Annotated in this window: 16 protein-coding genes; 13 read left to right on the top strand and 3 right to left on the bottom strand. The window is 48.4% G+C overall.

The genetic code is table 11. The features are described 5' to 3' along the window. The first annotated feature begins 44 nt into the window (after nt 1-44). From ADU23_RS30180 to ADU23_RS33855, 7 genes are all read left to right on the top strand, one after another. Complete coding sequence (locus tag ADU23_RS30180; RefSeq protein ID WP_053377146.1) at nt 45-1,079, top strand: response regulator transcription factor; 1,035 nt, start codon at nt 45-47, stop codon at nt 1,077-1,079. Beyond that, on the top strand, nt 1,076-2,935 hold the full coding sequence (locus ADU23_RS30175; RefSeq protein ID WP_053377145.1) for a cache domain-containing sensor histidine kinase: 1,860 nt from the start codon (nt 1,076-1,078) through the stop codon (nt 2,933-2,935). Before ADU23_RS30180 ends, ADU23_RS30175 begins: the two co-directional genes overlap by 4 nt. A 2-nt stretch (nt 2,936-2,937) precedes the next feature. Next, on the top strand, nt 2,938-3,705 hold the full coding sequence (locus tag ADU23_RS30170) for an SDR family NAD(P)-dependent oxidoreductase (RefSeq protein ID WP_053377144.1): 768 nt from the start codon (nt 2,938-2,940) through the stop codon (nt 3,703-3,705). Next, the gene (locus tag ADU23_RS30165; protein WP_053377143.1) at nt 3,702-5,780 is read left to right on the top strand and encodes a heparinase II/III domain-containing protein; all 2,079 of its coding nucleotides are present in this window, start codon (nt 3,702-3,704) and stop codon (nt 5,778-5,780) included. Before ADU23_RS30170 ends, ADU23_RS30165 begins: the two co-directional genes overlap by 4 nt. Next, a complete protein-coding gene (locus ADU23_RS30160; RefSeq protein WP_053377142.1) occupies nt 5,777-8,089 on the top strand; it encodes a DUF4962 domain-containing protein in 2,313 nt (770 codons plus the stop codon). Before ADU23_RS30165 ends, ADU23_RS30160 begins: the two co-directional genes overlap by 4 nt. Nucleotides 8,090-8,493: 404 nt before the next feature. Continuing rightward, nucleotides 8,494-8,754, top strand: coding sequence for a hypothetical protein (locus ADU23_RS30155; RefSeq protein WP_053377141.1), 261 nt, complete (start codon nt 8,494-8,496; stop codon nt 8,752-8,754). Nucleotides 8,755-8,787: 33 nt separating this feature from the next. Then, nucleotides 8,788-9,132 carry a response regulator gene (locus tag ADU23_RS33855; protein WP_053377140.1) on the top strand — a complete coding sequence of 115 codons (345 nt, stop codon included), beginning with the start codon at nt 8,788-8,790 and terminating at the stop codon, nt 9,130-9,132. Nucleotides 9,133-9,139: 7 nt separating this feature from the next. Here the strand turns inward: ADU23_RS33855 and ADU23_RS30145 are convergent, their stop codons facing one another. Next, nucleotides 9,140-10,486 (bottom strand): lytic polysaccharide monooxygenase, encoded by a 1,347-nt coding sequence (locus ADU23_RS30145; RefSeq protein ID WP_053377139.1) that lies wholly within the window; start codon nt 10,484-10,486, stop codon nt 9,140-9,142. Nucleotides 10,487-11,307: 821 nt separating this feature from the next. Here ADU23_RS30145 and ADU23_RS30135 point away from each other — a divergent pair. The 3 genes from ADU23_RS30135 (at nt 11,308) to ADU23_RS30125 (ending at nt 14,511) form a co-directional block, all read left to right on the top strand. After that, nucleotides 11,308-12,651: an ABC transporter substrate-binding protein gene (locus ADU23_RS30135; protein ID WP_053377137.1), complete on the top strand. Its 1,344-nt coding sequence runs from the start codon at nt 11,308-11,310 to the stop codon at nt 12,649-12,651. A gap of 105 nt (nt 12,652-12,756) precedes the next feature. Then, nucleotides 12,757-13,614: a carbohydrate ABC transporter permease gene (locus tag ADU23_RS30130; RefSeq protein ID WP_053377136.1), complete on the top strand. Its 858-nt coding sequence runs from the start codon at nt 12,757-12,759 to the stop codon at nt 13,612-13,614. A 21-nt stretch (nt 13,615-13,635) separates the two neighbouring features. Further along, nucleotides 13,636-14,511 carry a carbohydrate ABC transporter permease gene (locus tag ADU23_RS30125; RefSeq protein ID WP_231637560.1) on the top strand — a complete coding sequence of 292 codons (876 nt, stop codon included), beginning with the start codon at nt 13,636-13,638 and terminating at the stop codon, nt 14,509-14,511. A 74-nt stretch (nt 14,512-14,585) separates the two neighbouring features. On the opposite strand, the gene ADU23_RS30120 is transcribed toward ADU23_RS30125, so the two are convergent. After that, complete coding sequence (locus ADU23_RS30120; protein WP_053377135.1) at nt 14,586-16,079, bottom strand: response regulator transcription factor; 1,494 nt, start codon at nt 16,077-16,079, stop codon at nt 14,586-14,588. Continuing rightward, a complete protein-coding gene (locus ADU23_RS30115; protein WP_176707726.1) occupies nt 16,076-17,818 on the bottom strand; it encodes a cache domain-containing sensor histidine kinase in 1,743 nt (580 codons plus the stop codon). The genes ADU23_RS30120 and ADU23_RS30115 overlap by 4 nt, the downstream gene beginning before the upstream one ends. Nucleotides 17,819-18,028: 210 nt before the next feature. Here ADU23_RS30115 and ADU23_RS30110 point away from each other — a divergent pair, with 210 nt between their 5' ends. The 3 genes from ADU23_RS30110 to ADU23_RS30100 all read left to right on the top strand — a co-directional run bounded on the left by ADU23_RS30110 (nt 18,029) and on the right by ADU23_RS30100 (nt 21,258). Then, the gene (locus ADU23_RS30110; RefSeq protein ID WP_063846121.1) at nt 18,029-19,357 is read left to right on the top strand and encodes an ABC transporter substrate-binding protein; all 1,329 of its coding nucleotides are present in this window, start codon (nt 18,029-18,031) and stop codon (nt 19,355-19,357) included. Nucleotides 19,358-19,612: 255 nt separating this feature from the next. Beyond that, a complete protein-coding gene (locus ADU23_RS30105; protein WP_141680325.1) occupies nt 19,613-20,452 on the top strand; it encodes a carbohydrate ABC transporter permease in 840 nt (279 codons plus the stop codon). Next, a complete protein-coding gene (locus tag ADU23_RS30100; protein ID WP_053377132.1) occupies nt 20,449-21,258 on the top strand; it encodes a carbohydrate ABC transporter permease in 810 nt (269 codons plus the stop codon). Before ADU23_RS30105 ends, ADU23_RS30100 begins: the two co-directional genes overlap by 4 nt. Nucleotides 21,259-21,318: the final 60 nt, after the last annotated feature.

Genomic DNA, 21,318 nt, shown 5'->3' with positions numbered 1-21,318 from the left:
TTAAGCTGGCTGAGGGAGCATCCAGTCCGAAGGGGGAAAGCTCCATGCACCGCATTCTCGTTGTCGACGATGAGCCTATGATCCGCAAAGGATTGGAAAAGCTTATTCAGCAAGCCGAACCTTCTAATATTCATACCGATACGGCCGAGAACGGCGTAGATGCTTTGGAGAAAATCCGAAGCAGCAGACCTACTATACTTTTTACCGATATTCGGATGCCGCGCATGGATGGGCTTGAGCTATGCCAGCGCATGCAGGAGCAATATGGTGATATTCCGATTGTCGTCGTCTCCGGTTACGGCGATTTCGAGTATGCGCAGAAGTGCATGTCTTACGGCGTAAAGGAATACTTATTGAAGCCTGTAACGAAGGCAGGGGTGCAGGGGGCGGTAAGCAAGCTGCTTGCAAGCCTTGCAGCAGATAGTGAACGCGCTTACATCTCGCTCTCCCAATCCGAGCAATGGCTGGAGCGGCTGGATGAAGCAATCTGGCATTTGAAGGATGAAGGGATTCGCGAGACGATCGAAGAGATACGGCTTTACTGCAGTTCGCGGCGAATTGACGACCGGCAGCGAGAGCAGCTGCTGCATGAGCTGCTTGCCAAGCTGGTGAAGCAAATTAATCAGCGCGATATTTATAAGATGGATTGTGATGAGCTGCTTGCGGAAGCGTCAAGGCAAACGAGCTTCGACGAGTTTGAACAATCGGTGCAGGGGCTTATGAAGCTCATTCGCGCGAAGCGCAAGGGGCTCGCGAGGGAACCGATCGAGGAAGCGAAGGCCTATATTGAGCGCAATCTCTCCAAGGAGCTGTCCTTGGAGGAGGTTGCCGATATGCTGGGCTTAAACGCTTCTTATTTCAGCCAGCTGTTTAAGCAGATGACCGGTGAGACGTTCGTCCATTACCGTATCAAGCGGCGGATGGAATTAGCGAAGAAGCTGCTTGCCGCTGCGCATCACAAAATAACGGATGTCTCGTATGAGGTAGGTTATGCGGACCATCCCCATTTTACAAAGACGTTCAAAAAGTTTACGGGTTATACGCCCTCTGAATACCGGACGACGCTGGGGATTGAATGATGCGAAGAAGCCTGTCGCGCCAAATGTTCGTTTACTTTTTTATCGTTATTTTGCTGTCGCTGTCGATGGTCGGCATCTTCTCGTACATGGAGTCGTCGCGTGCCATCGATAAGCAGGTTGAGAAATATATGACGACGGTCATCGATAATGCAGCCATGCAGACCGACAACCATCTGGCTACCTTCGAGCGGGTAAGCAACTCGATCCTTTCGCAGCAGCTAGTGAAAAAATTTCTCGATATGGACCCTGCCGACAGCTATGAAAATTACCAGTTCACAAGCCAGATCCGCAAAGAAGTATTCGAGAAGGTGTTCATTACTTATCCGACGCAGATTCATATGATTTATATACTCGGGTATCATGGACGGTCTATCTTTGACCAGAATCAAAGCTTCTCGTCATTATCGCTTGATCCGTCCGCACGTCTGGCGGAGCTGAATGAGAAGACGCCAGGCAGCGGCGAGATTGCGATTCTGAAGACGAGCCTGCTGGGTAAGGATCAGAACAAGGTCATTACCCTGGCTCGCAAAATCCGGGGTTATTCGTCATACAATCCGAAGGGCGTGCTTGCCATTGAATTTAATGAGCAGCAGCTCAGCAGCTTGTGGAATCAAGTCGAGCTTGGCGAGCAGGGCTTCTTCTTCATTCTCGACCGCCAGGGTAAGGTCATCTACGCCCCGGAGAACGACACGATGGAAGCGATGCTGCAATCGGATATTCCAGTGCGGCTCGTTGCGGGCGGCGATCAACGGTTCAACGAGCGGGTGAACGGGGAGCCGACGATGATCATCTCGCGAAAATCCGAATATTCGGGATGGAGCCTTGCGATCTCGATGCCGCTAGAGGAGCTGCGCGGTCCCATCTCGAGCATTCGTTCGACGACGATAACGGTAGGACTTGTGACGCTCGTCATCGCGCTTTTTCTTGCCATAAGGTTTGGCAGATCCATTGTGAGCCCTATTCGCATCTTGAAAAACGGGATGCGGGAGACGGAGAAGGGCAACTGGAAGAGCATCGAGACGAAGCCTAGGGCAGACGAGATCGGCGGCCTTATCCATAGCTACAACCTGATGGTAAGCCGGCTGTCGGAGATGATCGAGCGCGTATATGATACGGAGCTTCACAATCAGAAAACGCAGCTTGAGCTGCAGGATAACCAGCTTGAACGGCAGAAGGCGGAGTTTCAGGCGCTGCAGCTGCAGATCAATCCGCACTTTCTGTACAACACGCTGGAGACGATCAATTGCTACGCGATCGTTCAGGATTCTGCGGAAATATCGGAGATGGTGGAAGGGATGGCATTCATGCTCCGTTATTCGGTTCAGACGAATCTAGAGGAAATTACGATCGCAAATGAGCTTAACCATGTCCGCAACTATATGATCATCCTAAAGCATCGGATCGGGCGGGATTTTGAGATCGATGTGGCGATTCCGCCAAGGCTATTGCTCGCGAAGATGGTGCGGCTCACGCTGCAGCCGCTTATCGAAAATATTTTTCAGCATGCATTTCCAAATGGAATGGAAACCCGGCATGCGATTCGCATTGATGCGATGGAGCAAGGGGATAAGCTGCTTGTTGTGGTAGAGGATAATGGCTGCGGCATGACGGAAGCAAAGCTTGAGGAGCTGCGGGTTCGGCTGCTTCAAAACCGGCTTGCCGACGATGGCCATGAGTTCAAGCGAAAAGGCGGAATCGGCGTCGTTAACGTGCATCGCCGCATCCAGATGGTGTTCGGGGAAGCGTATGGATTAACGATTGAGAGCCGGCAAAATGAAGGCACAAGGATCATCATGTCCATGCCAAAACAATATAACGGCGGCGGCCTGAAAGAGACGCTGCGGGAGGAGCAATAACGATGCATATTGATCTTACGGGGAGAATAGCGCTCGTCACGGGAGCTTCGGGAGGAATCGGACGAGGGGTAGCTAGCATGCTTGCGTCAAGCGGGGCAAAAGTGGCGCTCAATTATTTGAGCAGCCGCGCGGGAGCGGAGGAAGCGGTTGCCGCTATTCGTGCTGCGGGCGGCACGGCGGAAGCGTTCCAAGCGGATGTGACGAAGCCGGAGCAGATTGAGGAGATGGTAAGCGCAGTCGAAGCTTCCTTCGGGAGCAGCATCGACCTTCTCGTAAACAACGCGGGACATTTGGTCCAGCGTCTGGCGAATGAGGAAATGACGGAAGAGCTGTATGCGAAGGTCATGGACGTAAATTTAAAAAGTGCGGTATTCGTCAGTAAATTCGTCATTCCCGGCATGAAAGCGAAGGGCAGGGGGAGCATCGTCAATGTCACGTCGATCGCGGCGCATAACGGCGGCGGACCAGGCGCATCCATCTACGCAGCGAGCAAGGCAGCCGTACTTACTTATACGAAAGGGCTTGCCAAGGAGCTTGCCGCGAGCGGCATTACGGTGAATGGAGTGTCGCCGGGCTTTATCGGGCAGACGGCATTCCACGATACGTTCACGCCCGATGCCGCCCGCAAGGCGACCGTGCAGGGCATTCCGCTCGGGCGCGAAGGGACGCCGGAGGATGTTGCAGGCGCCGTGCTTTTCCTCGTATCGGAGCTTTCTTCCTATTTGACGGGAGAGACGATCGAAATAAACGGGGGCATGTTCATGCGATGAGCATCCGGGGGAAGGCTGAAATGTATGGTTGGTGCGCGGATGCGCTGAAGGAGCTGGCGGCTGAGCTGGATCAGGTTACGGCTGCCGCAGAGCATCAGCGTGAACCGGCTATTCCAATGGAGCCAGGCGGTTGGTGGCATAGCTATGTATGCCCTGCCCATCATTCGGAGCTGCTGTTCGATCCGCTTGAAGAAGATGCGGCTATATTTACTTGTCCCCATGGCTGTGAGCTGAGAGGCGAGCCTTATCGAGGGGCATGGCTTGTGTTCAAGCATCAGTCGCTTGCAAGGCATGCGCTGCAAGCGGCCGCTGTATTTGCAGCTACCGGCGAAGGGCGTTATGCCGATCTTGGGCGATCGATCATCGTCCGGTATGCGCAGCAATTCCCGCATTATCCGGTTCATCCCGCTGCATCTCCATGGATGCTGAAAGGCAGAGCTTTCCATCAGGCGCTAACGGAAGCGATATGGGCTACGACGTTGATTAGGGCGTATTTGCTGCTCGTTGACGAAGGAATCTCCTTCACCGAGGGAGAGGAGACGCTACATGCATTTTTTGCGATGCTGGAGAGCAGCATGCTGGAATATCATGCGATCTTGACCAATGAGCGGGGCAATCCCGAGAACAATTACACAGCTTGGCTTAACGCTGCTTTGTCTTGCGTATACGCGGCTCGCGGCGAACGGCAGAAGCTGCTGGCGCAGCTGGATGACGAGGGCGGCTTCCGCCATCATCTCTCGATTGCGGTGAAGCCTGATCAGCTGGAGTTTGAAGGAAGCATATACTATCACGTTTTTGTGCTGCGCGCGTACTTGATTAACGCTGAAATGGCGGCAAGGTTTGGGGAGGACTTGTACGGCTATAGCGGTGAGGCAGGGCAGTCCATTAGCGGCATGCTGGATGTGCTTGCCCAGCTTGCAGACGCGAGCGGCTCATTGCCTGCACTGCATGACGGACCTTATTGGCGAGAGCCATATGCTAGGGAGCTGGCCGAGATTTTCGAAATCGGATTGGCGCAATATGGCAACGAGGACATTTTGCCGCTGCTGAGCAAAGTCTATGGTCAGCTAAGCCCGGATGCTCCGTCCCGCAGTGGGCTGGAAGCTGTTCTATATGGAACGGGAGATTGGAAGTTAAAGCCGCGAAAAGAGCAAATGGAAACCGTCTTGCTGCAAAGCAGCGGTTTTGCCGTACTCGCGCATGAACGCAATAAGCTGTCCTGCCTGCTCGATTTTGGTTCGCATGGCGGCTCGCATGGCCACTATGACAAGCTGAATCTGATGCTCAGCCACCGCTCGTATCCGCTCACGCCAGATCGCGGCACTGTGCCTTACGGTTCCCGGCTAAAGAAGGAGTGGTATCCGCATACCGCATGCCATAATACGGTCAGCATCGGCGGGCGCTCGCAGTCCGAAGCGCAGGGCGCTTGCATAAAGCATGAAAAAGAACAGAGCCGCTCATACGCTTGGATACGTACTGGCGATGCTTATGAAGGCGCCGTTCTCGATCGCCATGTGCTCGTTAATGACTTGTGGGTACTGGACTGGTTCGAGGTTCGGTTAGTGGAGAAGCAGCAGGTGGATTGGTGGTTTCATTATGTTGGCGTGGGGGATTCGGGCATAGGCGAAAGACATTACAAGAAAGATCCGGCTTCAATGCCGAAGCCGCTTGGCGAGCATGACGGCTACGCATATGTACAAGCGATAAGCCGCTTTGAAACGTCAGCCCCACGATCGTATACGGTCCGAATTGAGCAGCAGACCCAGCTTAAAGAGCAATCACCCCCGGAGGAAGTATCTGTCACTCTTTGGGCTGATGCAGGTTCATCGCTTATTCATGTGCTCACACCAGGAATAGCAGTTGATCCGTCGCAGCGGTCCGAGGGACTTCTGCATCGCCAAGTTGGCGATAACGTCCGCTTTATCGCCGTGTATGCATGCGGGAATGACGCTCCGCAGCTGCGATGGACGGAAGCGGGTGAGCTAATCGTCAGCTTGGGCGGAGAAGAGAATGGGGCTGGCAGCATTTATGCGTTAACGGACGACGGTTTGAAAGAGAGAGGGATGCTGCGATGAACAAATTGTTTGAGCCGCTCAGCGGCAAGCTGTCCGTACCTTATGAGCCGAGCGAGCAAACGAAGCTGCTAGAGAATCCCCCTAGATTTACATGGATGCCGGCAAGGCTCGAAGATGACCGTTATGTGCTGCAATATGCGCCAACTGGCAGCTTCGAACAGGAGCAGACGGTTACGGTACATCAGGTTCCCTATAATTTATATACGCCGGATCACCTCTTTGCGCCCGGGCGGTATTACTGGCGTTACGCCTTGTTGGCGGAGGGGGCGGGAGCTCAGTCGAATTGGAGCAAGACAAGGTCGTTCACCGTGCCGGAAGGGCTGCCGGAGACGCCGCTCCCTGCAAGGCAAGACCGCTATCAAGAGACATCAACTGCCCGCCCTAGGCTGTGGCTAAGCCATGAGCAATTGCTGTCATTCCGCACGGAGCTTGCAAAGGACGCTTCTTATTGCGGCTGGGATGTCTTTTATGAACAGTCGGTTAAGCCATGGCTGCATAAGGAGCTCATTGCCGAGCCAGAGCGTTATCCAGGCAACAAACGTATCGCGAGGTTATGGCGCAAAATGTATATGGATTGTCAGGAGACGTTATATGCAATTCGCCATCTGAGCGTCGCAGGCGTCATCACCCAAGACGCTGGCATGATTGAGAAGGCAAAAAGCTGGCTGCTCCATGTCATTTCGTGGGATACGGAAGGGACAACTTCGCGCGATTACAACGATGAAGCGGCGTTTCGGATTGCCGGAGCGGTTGCATGGGGGTATGACTGGCTGCATGGCTATCTCTCCGATGAGGAGCGGGCTGCAGTACGAGCCAATCTGCTGCGCAGGACAGAGCAAGTAGCCCATCATGTCATTGACCGTTCCAAAATCCATCACGTACCGTATGACAGCCATGCTGTCAGGTCGTTATCCTCGGTGCTTACGCCGGCCGGCATCGCGCTGCTGCACGAGGAGCCGCAGGCGCGGGAGTGGCTCGATTACACGCTGGAATACTACTCCTGCCTCTATTCGCCTTGGGGCGGCGAGGACGGAGGCTGGGCAGAAGGACCGCTTTATTGGACGACCGGGCTTGCCTTTGTAATCGATGCGATCAATCTCATTCGAGGCTTCACAGCCGTTGATCTGTTCAAAAGGCCGTTTTTTGCAAGGACTGGCGATTTTCCGTTATATTGCGCAAGTCCGTGGACGACGCGCGCGAGCTTCGGCGACCAATCTAACCTAGGCGAGCCAACCAGCTTGAAGACCGGCTTTAACATCCGCCAGTTCGCTGGGCGAAGCGGCAACGGGCTTTATCAATGGTACTACGAGCAGACGGCTGCTTCCGACAAGGACGCGGATTCGAAATTTTATAATTACGGCTGGTGGGATTTTCGCTTCGACGAGCTGTTGTATAACCATGATTATCCGGTGGTGCAGGCGATTGCGCCTACACGGGAAGCCATTAAGCCGGTCAAATGGTTCCGCGATATCGGCTGGGTAGCGATGCATCACCGGATGGATGATCCAAGTGAGCATATTATGCTGCTTGCAAAAAGCAGCCGTTATGGCTCGATTAGCCATAGCCACGGCGACCAAAATGGGTTTCTGCTGCATGCCTATGGCGAGCCGCTCGCAATCGAGAGCGGCCATTACGTCGCCTTCGGCAGTTCGATGCATGTGAATTGGCGCCGGCAGACGCGGTCAACCAACAATTTGCTGATCGACGGCACCGGCCAATATGCAGGCAAAAACAAAGTAGAATGCATGGAAGCAAGCGGTAATATAGAGGAAGCTTACTATTCGGAGGCGGGCGGAGGCTTCGGCTACACGCGAATGGATGCCACGGCTGCTTATAAGGTGAACGTGCCTTATTTGAAGCGGTACATGCGAGAAATATACTTTTTTAATCAATCCTACGTTGTTATCGTCGATTATGTAGATTTGACACAGCCAGCTAAGCTGGACTGGCTTATGCACACGCTGAACGAGATGCAGCTATCGGATCAAACTTTCCGTGTAAGAGGCAAAGCGGCGGATATGGATGGTCGTTTCGTTTACTGCTCATCGGGCAAAATGACGTTATCGCAGCATGATCAATTTACGGATGTAGATCCCTCCGAGCTGGAAGGGCTAGAAAATCAGTGGCATTTGAGCGCGGGTACTAACGCCGCGGCAAGCCACCGCATCGTGACGCTGCTCGTGCCCATGAAGAAGGGGGAAGAGAAATACGTCTCCTATTTCCTCGACGATCAGGATCACGGCGTCCATATTTATTTTACGAATGAGGATGGCATTACGCAGAAGATTGAAGTATCCAAAGCTTATTAAGGAGCGTTCGATTAACTCGGGGCTGCCCGTTTATAGAAGCATTGCTGCCATCAGGTGGCAGTGCTTTTTTTTGTGCTTTGCCATTTACGACTGAAAAAATCATAAAGTTGACCGATTTTATCAAAATGCCTGTAGAAGTATAAAAAATCGGGTTTTTGTTATATCGTTTCAACATTTTACCAGCGGTAGAATGTACATGAGCAGAACGGGATGCGGTTGCTGCTGGAGTCGAAGGCGGCTTTAGAGATATTCCGCAAGGGTTAGATGTCAATTTGTTATGGGAGGAAGAGCATGTCGCAAGCAACGACGAAACAACCGTACGCAGCGATGCCGCCGGAGCAGAAGCCGATTAGAAAAAAGAGTTTTTTTACAATCGTTTATTCAAGCAACTGGATGTGCAGCTGATGGTTTGGCCAGGCGTATTGCTGGTTTTTGTATTTTCATACATTCCGATGTATGGCATTTTGACTGCGTTTATGGATTACAACATTTTTACAGGTGCCAAAATATTTGAAAATCCTTGGGTCGGATTTAAGCATTTTGAAGCGTTTTTTAACGCGCCGCATTTTATGTCCTGGGTCATTGTTGGGGGCTTAGTTATGGATTATTTGGATTATATTACGGCGAGATGGCAAGCGAAGTTAAAACTGCTAAACGATGAGTAACGCAGCTTACGTTTATTAGGGTGGGATGTTTTCATGTACAAGGTGCTGTTGGTCGATGACGAGGAGCTTGATCTGGAAGGAATGAAACGTTTTATTCCATGGTCTGAGCTTGGCATGGAAGTAAAGGGAAGCGTTAACAATGCATTATCTGCGTGCGAAATCATAGATGGGCATCCCAGCGTCCTTATGTCGGAGCCGTTCAACAGCATCGACTATGCGAAGCTAGGCGAAGGCAGCATATTGACCGTTATGGATTCAACCGGGAAAAATTATTTTTGCATCGGGGAAAAATGCGGAAGGGCAATACGATTATTTCACACAGGGAAAGACCGGCAACGAGTCAACAGGCTCGTTGCCGGTCTTTTTTGTGATGGCTGATTAACGGCTACTTCAACAACCAAAGAGCAGGAACGTTTGCTGGCTCCCAGCTCACGATTGAAGTATGCGCCTGACGGCACTCGTAAACGGAACCGTTGTACGTTACGAGTGTTCCAGTCGAATAAGCTGTATTAGGTGCCCATGCAGGAGCTGTGGAAGCCGCTGCTGTTGTGCCATTGACCGTGCTGGCAGCCGACTGGTTGCCGGCAGCATCGACTGCATACACATTGAATGTGTAAGTCGTGCTTGCAGCGAGGCCTGTCACCGTATAGGAGGATGCTGTGCCTGCAACAGTTGCGACCAAAGTTGAGCCGCGGTAGATTTTGTACCCGGTCACGCCTACATTATCGGTAGATGCGTTCCACATCAGCATTAAGCTCGATGAGGTCGGTGCTCCCATCACATGCAGTGCGCCTGGCGCAGTCGGCGCTTGCGTGTCGTTGCCGACAGGGGCGTTTGTCGTTACGGAAATAGAGTTGCTCGCGCTGGAAGCATTGCCCGCAGCGTCTACCGCCTTAACATTAAAGGTATAAGCGGTATTTGCCGTTAAGCCTGTTACATTGTAGGAGAGCGTCGTGCCGGATACCGATCCTACTAGGGAAGATCCGTTGAAAATGTTATAGCCGGTAACCCCGACATTATCCGTTGAAGCATTCCAAGCGAGCGATACGCTGTTGGACGTTTTGGCTGGCGACGTTAAGGAAGATGGCGCAGTCGGCGCCTGTGTATCGCCTGGGTTCGTTCCGCTGAAATTAACGTCAATGACGTTATAGAAAGCGTTTACAGTATCGGCGATTTCCCAAACCGCTAGAATGACCTGATAGCCGGTACGGGCAGGCACGTTGCAAGTGTTCGAATAGGAGAATGGCGGTTGACCGCTGTAATTCACGGAGCAGAACGGCGTTAAATCGAAGGAATCACGAGTAAGCGCGGCATTCGGATTCCAGTTTTGTTTCGTAATATAGTACTTCCAGCTTGTTGTTGAATGATTGGCTGTAAGCTTCCAAGTAAATGTATTTTGACCGGAGGAAATGTTTACTTTCGACCAGCGGGTTGCCGATTGCTCATCAAGCTTAGGGAATGCTCCGTTTGCGCTGGCGATTTTGCCGTCTGCAGGACCTGCAGCTGGGAATCCTTTAGGCGCCTCTAGACTTTGAGGTTCATAGACTATCGATCCACAATCCGTGTTTTGTCCAGATTTACATAGAGCTGCACGACTGGCAGGCCCTTCAACATAACCGTGGGCAAAAAGCTGTTGCGAGAAAAGCGTTAATCCAAGAGCAGTAATTAGCATAATGCTGAAATAAGTACGGAAATGCTTTACTTTTAACTGAGCTAAACGAATGGTTGACAATGGGTTAACCTCCTTCAAATTGGGTATTGCCGCTACGTTTAAGCGCTTAAACAAATAGCAAATAAACGTGTCGTGAAACACTACCGTTGATGGGGGAACAGAGCCTCCTTTCTTAGAAAGCTGTATATATAAACTCAAGTTTGAGTTCATATCAAGGGTGGTTAATGGAGTTTAAAGCTATGAATTGGCCATTCGCGAAGCATCGTGATTTACGGGCAGGAACATTCTCGGAGGGGGAGTGGATATATTTGTCATACCAACTGCGACTGAAATCAGTGTACTACACTTTTTAATTAATTATGAGAGTATTTTGGATTATTTAATCAAAAACATGATTTATGATGTCAATATCAAGAAATAATTGTTCAAAATAATTAAGCGGTTGTACGCAGCTATTGACTTTTTTCGGGCAATCGGATGAGAAAATAGCGCTTCATTTTTTATAATATATGTAAAAAAGAATAGGACTTTAGTATCAAAAAAAGATAGGTGGCTCGTCCAGCTAGCTTTTTTAACCGGAGCCGTCATAACCGCTGCACCGCGCTGCAGCGGCCATAAGAGCGGTTTGAGCACGATGAATTTGCGCAATGAAGGAGCGAAGGGCGTCCGAATCTCTTAGATATCGCTTGGCCCAATCCAATAGTATTTTTTTACCCCTTGACCGCGAATAGCCACATATTTTTACCCCCGTTAAGAGAGATATTAACCCCTTATTTTACCAAATACCCCATTGAAATGAACTAAACAATCCCATAAAATTTTAGTAACAGCAGGAAACAGCATTTACTAAAATAACACTATTTTAAGGGGGATTAACAAAAATGTTTAAAAGTTCAAAATTATTTTTGTCTTTAGCTCTTATCTGCGTTTTGCTTTTGTCAGCATGCGGCAACAACGGAAATAACGGAAACAATACGGCTGGCAGCAGCAAAGAGCCAAGCTCGACGCCGGCAGACGAAGCAACGAAAGCGCCTGAAGCAGCACCGGTTAAGCTTCGCGTATTTTCCACATTCGGCGGCACTGACCCTGGTAAAGTAGCGTTTGAGAAAGTTTTGAAAGAGTTCACGGATGCGAATCCTAACATTACGGTTGAAAACGACATCATGTCGGCGAATGACGACGGCTTCAGAACAAAAGTAAACACGGATATGAACAGCGGCAACGAGCCGGATCTATTGTTCTACTTTATCGGCAAAGATGCTGAAGGCTTTGTAAACGCTGGCAAAACGGTGCCGTTAAACGACATCCTGGATGCAGACCCAGAATGGAAAGGCGGCTTCATCCCTGATGCGCTTGAGCTTGCTAAACAAGCGGACGGCAAAATCTACTCCATCCCTGTAACAGGCTTCTACGAAGGCATGTTCGTAAACAAAAAGCTGTTCGCAGACAACAATGTGGAGCTTCCTACAGACTGGGAAAAGCTGAAAACAGCTGTTAAAGCTTTAGCTGCCAAAGGCATTATTCCAATCTCCGCGCCATTCGACCAATCGCACTACCTAATCGAGCATTCGATTCTTTCTGCTGCTGGTCCTGAAAGCCAAGCGAAAGGTTTGAAAGACGGAATCGATCCGAACTGGGAGCTTGGCTTGTCAGGCTTGAAAGAGCTTTATGACCTCGGCGCATTCCCTAAGGATGCTGCAACAATCGATCTTGGAATGGCTCAGAACTATTACTACGAAGGTCTTGCAGCGATGCTGATTGAAGGTTCATGGGCAATTGGCGGCATGAGCGATGAGCGCAAAGCCGAGACTACAGTACTTCCGTTCCCTGCTATCGCTGGCGGCAAAGGAAGCGGCAATGATATCGTAGGCGGATTCGGTACTGGTTTCTATCTAGCTCAAAAAACGTTTGACGACGCTAAGAAAAAAGATGCCGCAATCGCATTGTTGAAACATGTAACGTCGAAAACAAGCATTCAAACGATCGCTCAAGCGAATGGCGGAACACCTGCGGCTGACGTTGAAGTTACCGGCCACCCGCAAGTTGTGCTTGACGGATTTGCAATGGCTGCTAAGGCTGCTTCCATCAGCATGCCGGTAGACAGCAAAATGTCTCCTGAAACGTTCACAACGATCCGTTCATTCATCAAACCGATCGTAACAGGCGAGAAAACGCCAAAAGAGGCACTTGAGGCCGCTAAAAAAATCGAGGATGCGAATAAGTAATTCCCAATAATCTTGTCACGCTCCAAATGATACTCGCCGCCCCTCTGCATGCAAGGGCGGCGCTATCATTTCAAGATCAAAAAAAATGACACCGTAGGTGATTGTATGAAGGGCGATCGGAAGTATATCTTTTTATTTTTGTTTCCAGCCGCGGTTTTAATGTCCATCTTTATTTATTATCCGTTTCTTAAAAGCATATATTTGAGCTTCTTTCGGACAAATGGTTTCTTTGATAAGAAGTTCGTCGGATTTGAAAACTACAAGCGGCTTTTTTCGGATGAAATGCTGGGAGCGGCTACGCTCAACACGTTGGAGATTATGCTCTATGTCGTTATTTTCCAGGTTGGCATCGCATTGGTATTAGCCGTTATGGTGGATAGCATTAAGTGGGGAAAAACATTTTTCCGTACCGTATTCTTTTTCCCAATCGTTATCTCCGGCGCAGCCATTTCTTTGATGTTCGTGTTGATTTACAACTATCAATTCGGATTATTGAACAGCGCTTTGGCTAAGTTCGGATTGGAAAAAATATTGTGGCTAAGCGAGACGGGCGCCTTGCGGGCGATCGCGGTTCCAACCGTATGGCATTATGTTGGCTTTTATTTCATCTTGTTCCTTACGGCGATGTCCAAGATTCCTTCGGATTTCTATGAGGCAGCGAAGATGGAAGGCATCTCCGGCATTAAGAAAACCGTTTATCTAACGATTCCGCTTATTGTGAGCGATATCAAGGTCGTTTTGATCTTGGCGATTACCGGTACGCTTAAAGTATTTGATTTCATTTGGATTTTGGCTAGGGGACAGAACGGCACAGAGGTGCTCGGAACCTACATGTACAAGAAGGCGTTAATCGACTTGAACTTTGGCTATGGCTCAACGGTTGCGATTTTTATCGTCGTATTCGGCGTTGTGCTGTCGGTTATTACGAACCGTCTGCTCAAAAGAGAAGAAATTACCTACTAACTGTGGAAGGGGGGGCCGGAAATGCAACAAATGAATATGGAGACGCGCACAGTGAAAAAAGCAACGACGGAAAAACGTTTTTCAGCGAGTGGTTTTTTTGTATATCTTTGCTTGAGCTTATGGGCTTTAACGACCATTTATCCGTTGTTCTGGGTCGTAAACAATTCGTTTAAAGTGTCCAGAGAGGTTATGAACAACTCCTTTGGCTTCGCATCAAAACCTGTCATGAGCAACTACGAGAATGCGTTTGACCGCATCAATATGGGGCAGAGCTATATGAACAGCTTGATTATGTCCATAAGCGGCGTGTTGCTCGTATTGGTATTCGGCGGTTTGGCGGCATATGTTATCGCAAGATTCCGATTTCGGGGCAGAAACATTATTTTCTCCCTGCTTGTCGCAACCCTATTGATTCCGACGTTCGCGACGATTGTACCGGTTTATGAAATACTTATCAAATGGAAGCTGGTTAATACTTACTTAGGACTGATTCTTCCTCAAACCTCAGGCAATCTAGCTTTTGCAACGTTGGTAATTGCCGGATTCATGGCCACCATTCCGAAGGATTTAGAGGAAGCGGCATTTATAGATGGATGTAATCGCTTCTCCATGTTTACGAAAATATTTTTACCGATATCAAGACCAGTATTTGCATCTGCAAGCATTTTCGTGTTCCTATGGTCCTACAACGATTTGTTCTCCTCGTTAATTTTCGTAAACAAGGAAAATGTACGTCCGATCGTTGCTCTGCTTAATGAGATTAGTTCACAATACGGAACCGATTTTGGACTTATGGCGAGCGCCGTTTCCCTTACGGTCATTCCAGTATTAATTATATACTTGTTTATCCAGCGGTTTATTGAGAAAGGCTTGACTGAGGGCGCAATTAAAGGTTAGTGGATCGAAAAACTCCCGCAATGGCTCATTGCGGGAGTTTTTGCGTCGCGGGTCTGCTGCAACCAAATCCGAAGCTATTTGAACTGCTCACGCACTTCAGAAGGGTAATTACCAAAGTATTGGGTAAATAGCTTCGTGAAATGGCGCGGGCTGTAATAGCCGACTTGTTCGGCTATTTTCTGAATCTGCAGGTTCGGCTGGGAAAGCAGCAGCTCTTTCGCCTTAAGCATACGGGTTTCAATTAAATATTTGGTGAAGGTGGTGCCGTATTTTTTGTGGAAAATCGCGCTTAAATAGTTCGGGCTCATCCCGATCTCATCCGCGATTTGGGCAATTCCGATGTCATTCATATAATGCTGGTCGACATAAGCAATCACCTTTGCGATCAAATCCCCTTGTTCTCTGTTCGCATCAGACATGACATGCAGCATATTCGTTCCGCATGCCTGCAGCTTTGGCATCCAATCCCGCAAGCTCTCCCCAGTAAGGGAGGAAGGGAGCTGACGGTCTAAGCAAGCGGCGGCGCAAGTCCAATCGGCAGGCTTGCTTGGGACAAAGCTTTTTAATTCTTTCTCAAATGCAGCAAGCGCCTTCGCATAGTTCAAATAGTCTTTTTGCAAATAGAGCTGTGATACCCGGTTCAGGCAATTGCCTACTCTCAGATGAACTTCGAGATTTTCGAGCTGCATCAGCTCCTCACATTGATGCAGCTGCCCAAGCGGCAGCAGCGAGAGCAAAGGCATCAAATGGTGAAGCTGGACGACTGCCTCTTGGACTGTACCTGCATCCTTGCATACGGGAGCCTGCAGCGCATAAACCGATAACGATTCTGTGCTTGAAGCTTTGAAGCTAAATGCAAGCTGGCGGTTATATAAGGCAAGAGGCGATTCGCCGTCCGTTTCGCTATGCGGGTCCCAAGCTATGCAGGAGAGGAACGACCCTTGCGGCATTCTAATCAAGCAACAGCGAATATCACTGCGGGCGAGCAGCGGTTTCATATTCTGCTGATGATACAGCATGAGCTGCGAGCCGGTATCCTCCTGCGATTGATTCGCCGCTGCTTTAAGCAAGGTGATGGAAAAACGGTATCGCTTCATTTTCTCAGGCAGCCGTAAATCGGAATGATCCCGCTCGCTTGTGCTGTGAATCATGGACAACAGATCGTACTCGAACTGCCGGTTTAACCGCAGCATCACTTCGGTACGCTCCGCCAATACTTGCCTGACTGCCTGCTCCAGTTCAGAGTGATGCACCGGCTTAACCAAATAATCGGTGATCCCTAGCTGCAGCGCTTCTCTCGCATAAGCAAAATCATTAAACCCTGATATAATGACCCATTTTGTGTGCGGAGAAACGTTTTTCCCCATTCGTATCGCTTCAATGCCGTTAAGCTTGGGCATGCGGATATCGACGAATACAAGGTCTGGAAGATACTGCTCGACTAGCTTGAGTAATTCTTCGCCGTTTTTGGCTTCGCCTTTTATTTGAAGAGGGAGGTCCATCTCACTGAGCATGCTCACCAAAACGCGTCGCGCGAGCTTCTCATCGTCTGCTAGTATAATATTCATTTGTAATGGTCCTCCTTGATAGGGATATAAATATGGATCGTCGTCCCCATACCGACGCGGCTTTTGATCATAAGCTCGGAATCCGGGTGGGTGAGCTGAAGCCGGCTTCTCACATTCGCGATACCGATATGCTTCGATTCATTATTTGGCTTAATTTCAAAACCAACGCCGTTATCGGCAATCTCAATAGCGAGCAGCCGTCCTTCTTTTCCAATAACGATGCTGGCTATGACACGCACTTCATTCGGTTTATCGTCCGGCTCCGTGCCGTGAATGATTGCGTTCTCGACTAGGGGCTGCAAAATCAGCTTCGGCAGCTTGAAATTAGCAAGCTCATGATCATAATGAATGGATATAGTCAGATCATCCTCAAAGCGCAGCTGCTGCAGTTCGAGGTATTGGGATAAGAATGCGAATTCCCTCTCTATAGTTGACAGCGCATGATCCCGTAATATATAGCGGAGCATTCCACTCAAGGAGAATATGGCATTTTCCAGCTTCTTATTATCGCCGTTCCTGTTCAACGCGATAAACCCATTAAGTGTGTTATAGAGAAAATGAGGCTGAATTTGCGCCTGCAAAGCCTGGTATTCAGCATCCCGCTGTGCCAGCACAGCTTTATATTGCGAATTGATGAGCTCGTTGATCTGAGAGATCATGCTGTTAAGCGCCCCGCCTAGCTGAGCGATTTCATCTTTTCCTTTGCTCTCATATTGGACCTTCATATTTCCGCGTTTGACTTCCTTCATGACATGGAACATTCGTTTGAACGGTTCGACAATCCACTGCGATAAGTATAGGAAAAGAAGGAAAGTCACAAACAAACCGCCGAAAGATAGCAGAACCCCGATTTCGTAAATCCATCTTGTTTTTTCGTTGATTTCTGATTTATTCAATAAAGCGACGATGTTCCATCCAGCCGAATCAATCTGATTGTATACGGCCGCATATTCATCGTGGTTGTCTTTAATGGATTGCGGCTTCATTTTTATTTTTTGTATGATATTGGCTGATAAAGGCTTGTTGGCATAAATGATTTGATTGTTCTCATCCATAATAGCGACAATTGAGCTGACGTTAAAGTGAATATTTGCAGTTATCTTGCGCAAAACATTAGTAGCGGCGTCGGACATAATGACGCCAAGCGGCTGACCGGACTCTGGATCTTTGAGAAGCCGTGCAACTGAAAACACTTGAGCGGGTGATTCGCTGCTTAGATAAGATTGCGGATGCGAGTTGATGAAGGCTGCTTTGCCGTTCGCAGCTTCCGCTTTTTTGTACCAATCCTCCTCTTCGAAGGGATAATGGTCTATGAGGCTTAAAGTATGATCGCGGGAATTCAAGTAGGCTTGTCCAGTAATTGGGATGACAAGCGTGCTTATAATGTCTTCTCTCGTATTGCTGAAAAATGCAGATAGCGTACTCGTCAGAGCGCGATCGGTTTGCAGCCGGACATAATCATTGGCGGTATCGTATTGATTGCTTGCTTTAATTTTGAGAGCCTGAAGGATATTGTCATTCAAATAAGGAGAGGCGGTCAACCGCTCTAAATCATCGAAGTAGGTTTCAATATTTGCAGCAACTGCTGCCAATGTATTCGCTGACAACTGCTGCGTATCCTTCGTTAATAAGCCTTGGAAATAGTAGGGCAGGACGAAGGCCAGCACAATAAATGGTGTAACGATGCTGAGCGTATAGATGAGCGTTAATTTAAAGCGCATGGTATGAATAAAGTTCAACCGCAGCCCCTCCGATAATAAAATAAGTTGCCAATTCTCATGCATAGCATATGAAATCGCATTCATGGATGTCAACCAGCTTGTCAGCGTTTTCAATATTTGGTGTAGAAATCAGCGCAGACTTCGTAGATCTTTAGCATATGGATGCATATGTCAGCCATGCTATTATGAAAGCGTAGTCAGACAACAAACATGAGGGGATTGAAAGAGATGAAAATGAAACAATCGAAAAAAATGATGTTGTTTCTAAGCGTGATTCTAGTATTTTTACTGACGGCTTGCGGATCACAAGGTTCGAATGAAAATGGAAGCGCTACAAATGCTACTAATGCACCAACAACTAACAATTCTGAAAACAACAAAAGTGAGAAGCCGGTAACGATTACGGCATCAACTAACGTAGTAGGCGAGCAAGCGGCGCTGCTGCAAGAGATGACTAAAAAATTTATGGAAGAAAACCCGAACATTAAAGTAGAGTTTTCCGCGCCGGGAAGCGAATACGAGAACATTATGAAGTTGAAGATGGCTTCCAACGAGCTTCCTGATGTATTCGCGACACACGGCTGGTCGCAAATTCGATACGGCGAGTATTTGGCGGATCTCAGGGATGAAGAATGGGTAAGCCGGTTGCATGAGGCGATCAAGCCAGCGGTAACGGATGCTGACGGCAAAGTGTATGCGCTGCCAATGGATCAAGATAAGTCTGGTATCGCATACAACGTCGAAGTGCTTGAAAAGTACGGTATTGAAGTTCCTAAAACGTATGACGAGCTCATGGCTGCGGCTGAGAAAATTAAAACAGAATCCAAAGGCGAAGTTATTCCGTTCCACATGGGAGGAGCAGACAGCTGGCCGATCGGACAGTTTTTCGATTACTTCGCGACTCCGCTTTATACAAGCGCAGAAGTGAATGATGGCGCGCAATTGAGCGATGGTACGTTTGATTGGAAAAAATGGGATCAAATGGCCCAAATGTTTTTGAATTTGAAAAAAGACGGCTATTTGAATCCGAATGTTCTGACAGCAAAATACAGCGACGATGCGCAAGCCCTGGCTGAAGGCAAAGCAGCATTCGCGTTTTACGGTTCTTATGTTATTGAGGAAGCAAAAACATTTAACCCGAATTTCAAAGGCGGATTTATGCCGATTCCATCGATTCACGAAGGCGATACGCCAACCTTTGCAGGCGGCGAAAAAACGACGTTTGGCGTATGGAAGGATTCCCCGAACATCGACGCGGCTAAGAAATACGTAGCCTATTTCGCAAAACCGGAAAATATCGCAGCAATGGCTTCCTCGTTTGCGCTTCCTCCTGGTCTTGACGGCATTGAGGTTGAAGCGGGGGATCTAACTGGCTTCTACGAGAAATACAACGATATTCGTATCCTTCCTTATTTTGACCGCGTATTCCTGCCAAGCGGAATGTGGGATGTTATGTGCAAAAACGGCGCAGATCTGCTTGCGGGCGGTATTTCAATTGAAGAATTCTCTAAAAACATGCAGCAGGAATATGAGCGTCTTAGAGCAGTCAGCAAATAATTAACATTCGAATACGGTTATTAATGAGCAACATAGAAATCGGCATATGAAGATAGCTGCGGCCGCAATCGGCTAAGCCATTACGGCCGCAGATCATTTTCGAAAGAAAAGGCCGTATTTGTGGAAGGAGGTTTGGGGATGTCTGCTGATAAAGTTGCTGCTAAAGAGACAAATTACGTGCCTGGTCATGCGAATAAAACAAAATCAAACGGGCTCGGAGCAAAATTGTTTCGTTTTCCAGGCCTGTTGAATTTAATGTATGTGCCTGCACTGGTTTTATTTTCGATATTTATTTTTTATCCGCTCCTTAAAGGTGTTCAGGTATCCTTTTATAACTGGAACGGTTTTTCGCAAAACATGATCTGGGTGGGCCTCGAGAAATACAAAATGATGTTTTCAGATCCCAAAATGATCACAACATTCAAGAATACGCTGATTTATGGTTTGGGAAGCACATTGTTCCAAAACATACTCGGTCTAGCTTATGCGCTGTTTCTTGATCGCCAGATTAGAGCAAAGTCGCTTATACGTACCGTTGTATACCTGCCGGTAATTATAAGTCCACTCATTATGGGTTATATCTGGTATTTCATCTTTCAGTACAACAATGGCGCTTTAAATGATTTGACTGCATTGTTCGGACATGCGCCGGCTGATTGGCTCTCGAACGGACCGATGGCAGTGTGGATTATCACATTTGTGAATACCTACCAATATATGGGCGTTGCAATGATTATCTTTTTAGCCGGTTTGCAATCTATTCCAAAAGACTATTACGAAGCGGCGGAAATCGACGGTGCTCGTTGGTTCGCTCGTTTCAAAAATATAACTTTACCTCTGTTGATGCCTGCTATTACGGTTAATATTGTAGTCAATATAATTGGAGGTTTGAAGCTGTTCGACGTCATTATTTCGATGACCAACGGAGGTCCCGGCTATGCTTCAATGTCGCTGTCCACGATGATGTACAACCTGATGTTTGCAAGGCAAGATGCTGGCTACGCTGCTGCGCTTGGTAATGTCATGTTTCTGATGATCTGCGTCATTAGCTTAACGGCGCTTTGGCTGCTGCGCAGGAAGGAGGTTCAGGCATGATCAGATTACCGAAATACATCGCCGCCCTTCTGATCGTCATTGTGCATATCATTCCATTTTATTTGCTGGTCAACATGGCCTTTAAGCCTTCGAGTGATTTGAGCTCGAAGTGGGCTCCATCCTCTACTCTTTTTTTCGGAAATTTCGTCGATGCTTGGGAGCGAGCCGGCCTTGATACGGCTTTAATAAACAACGTGATTATTACGGTATGTACGATGCTGCTTGGCATTCTGTTCGGTTCGATGGCCTCTTACCCGTTATCAAGGTATAAGTCTAAATTGAACCAGGTCGTTTATATGGTTTGCATATCCTGCTTAGTCGTTCCGGGGCTTACGATTCTTGTGCCTTTGTATAGGCTGGTCGTCGATGTCGGAGGCGTCAATACCCATTGGGCGATTATATTGGTTCATGTTACCTTTATTTTGCCAATGACGATATTTTTATATGCCGGGTTTGTAAGTTCCATTCCGAAGGAACTTGATGAGGCAGCTTTAATTGACGGCTGCAATCATTTTGAAATTTTTTACCGCATCATTTTTCCGTTATTGAAACCGATTACCGCAACGGTCGTCATTATTTTGGGCATGCAGGTATGGAATGATTACCAGTTCTCCGTGTTCTTCCTGCAAAACGTGCACTACCGCACGATTCCGGTTGCGCTGTCGTCCTTTATCTCGCAATTTCAAAGCAATATTAGCTGGGTTGCAGCCGGTTGCTTGATTGCGATGATGCCGATGACGATCATTTATATGTTTTTTCAGAAATATTTCATTAAAGGTATGGCAGACGGTGCGATAAAAGGCTAACCTCCATCCAATGATTCATTCACCCCAGAGCAACGCGAGGCCTATGCATAGTCATAGGTC

The sequence above is a fragment of the Paenibacillus sp. FJAT-27812 genome (assembly GCF_001273905.1).
In the GTDB taxonomy this organism is placed as follows: domain Bacteria; phylum Bacillota; class Bacilli; order Paenibacillales; family Paenibacillaceae; genus Pristimantibacillus.
The sequence above is the reverse complement of the archived record's forward strand: the minus strand, read 5'-3'. Positions and strand labels throughout refer to the sequence as shown.

Excerpts from the sequence above, each read along its gene's own strand:
- ADU23_RS30180 (WP_053377146.1), top strand. The coding sequence starts at position 45 with ATGCACCGCATTCTCGTTGTCGACGATGAGCCTATGATCCGCAAAGGA.
- ADU23_RS30175 (WP_053377145.1), top strand. The coding sequence starts at position 1,076 with ATGATGCGAAGAAGCCTGTCGCGCCAAATGTTCGTTTACTTTTTTATC.
- ADU23_RS30170 (WP_053377144.1), top strand. The coding sequence starts at position 2,938 with ATGCATATTGATCTTACGGGGAGAATAGCGCTCGTCACGGGAGCTTCG.
- ADU23_RS30165 (WP_053377143.1), top strand. The coding sequence starts at position 3,702 with ATGAGCATCCGGGGGAAGGCTGAAATGTATGGTTGGTGCGCGGATGCG.
- ADU23_RS30160 (WP_053377142.1), top strand. The coding sequence starts at position 5,777 with ATGAACAAATTGTTTGAGCCGCTCAGCGGCAAGCTGTCCGTACCTTAT.
- ADU23_RS30155 (WP_053377141.1), top strand. The coding sequence starts at position 8,494 with ATGGTTTGGCCAGGCGTATTGCTGGTTTTTGTATTTTCATACATTCCG.
- ADU23_RS33855 (WP_053377140.1), top strand. The coding sequence starts at position 8,788 with ATGTACAAGGTGCTGTTGGTCGATGACGAGGAGCTTGATCTGGAAGGA.
- ADU23_RS30135 (WP_053377137.1), top strand. The coding sequence starts at position 11,308 with ATGTTTAAAAGTTCAAAATTATTTTTGTCTTTAGCTCTTATCTGCGTT.
- ADU23_RS30130 (WP_053377136.1), top strand. The coding sequence starts at position 12,757 with ATGAAGGGCGATCGGAAGTATATCTTTTTATTTTTGTTTCCAGCCGCG.
- ADU23_RS30125 (WP_231637560.1), top strand. The coding sequence starts at position 13,636 with ATGCAACAAATGAATATGGAGACGCGCACAGTGAAAAAAGCAACGACG.
- ADU23_RS30120 (WP_053377135.1), bottom strand. The coding sequence starts at position 16,079 with ATGAATATTATACTAGCAGACGATGAGAAGCTCGCGCGACGCGTTTTG.
- ADU23_RS30110 (WP_063846121.1), top strand. The coding sequence starts at position 18,029 with ATGAAAATGAAACAATCGAAAAAAATGATGTTGTTTCTAAGCGTGATT.
- ADU23_RS30105 (WP_141680325.1), top strand. The coding sequence starts at position 19,613 with ATGTATGTGCCTGCACTGGTTTTATTTTCGATATTTATTTTTTATCCG.
- ADU23_RS30100 (WP_053377132.1), top strand. The coding sequence starts at position 20,449 with ATGATCAGATTACCGAAATACATCGCCGCCCTTCTGATCGTCATTGTG.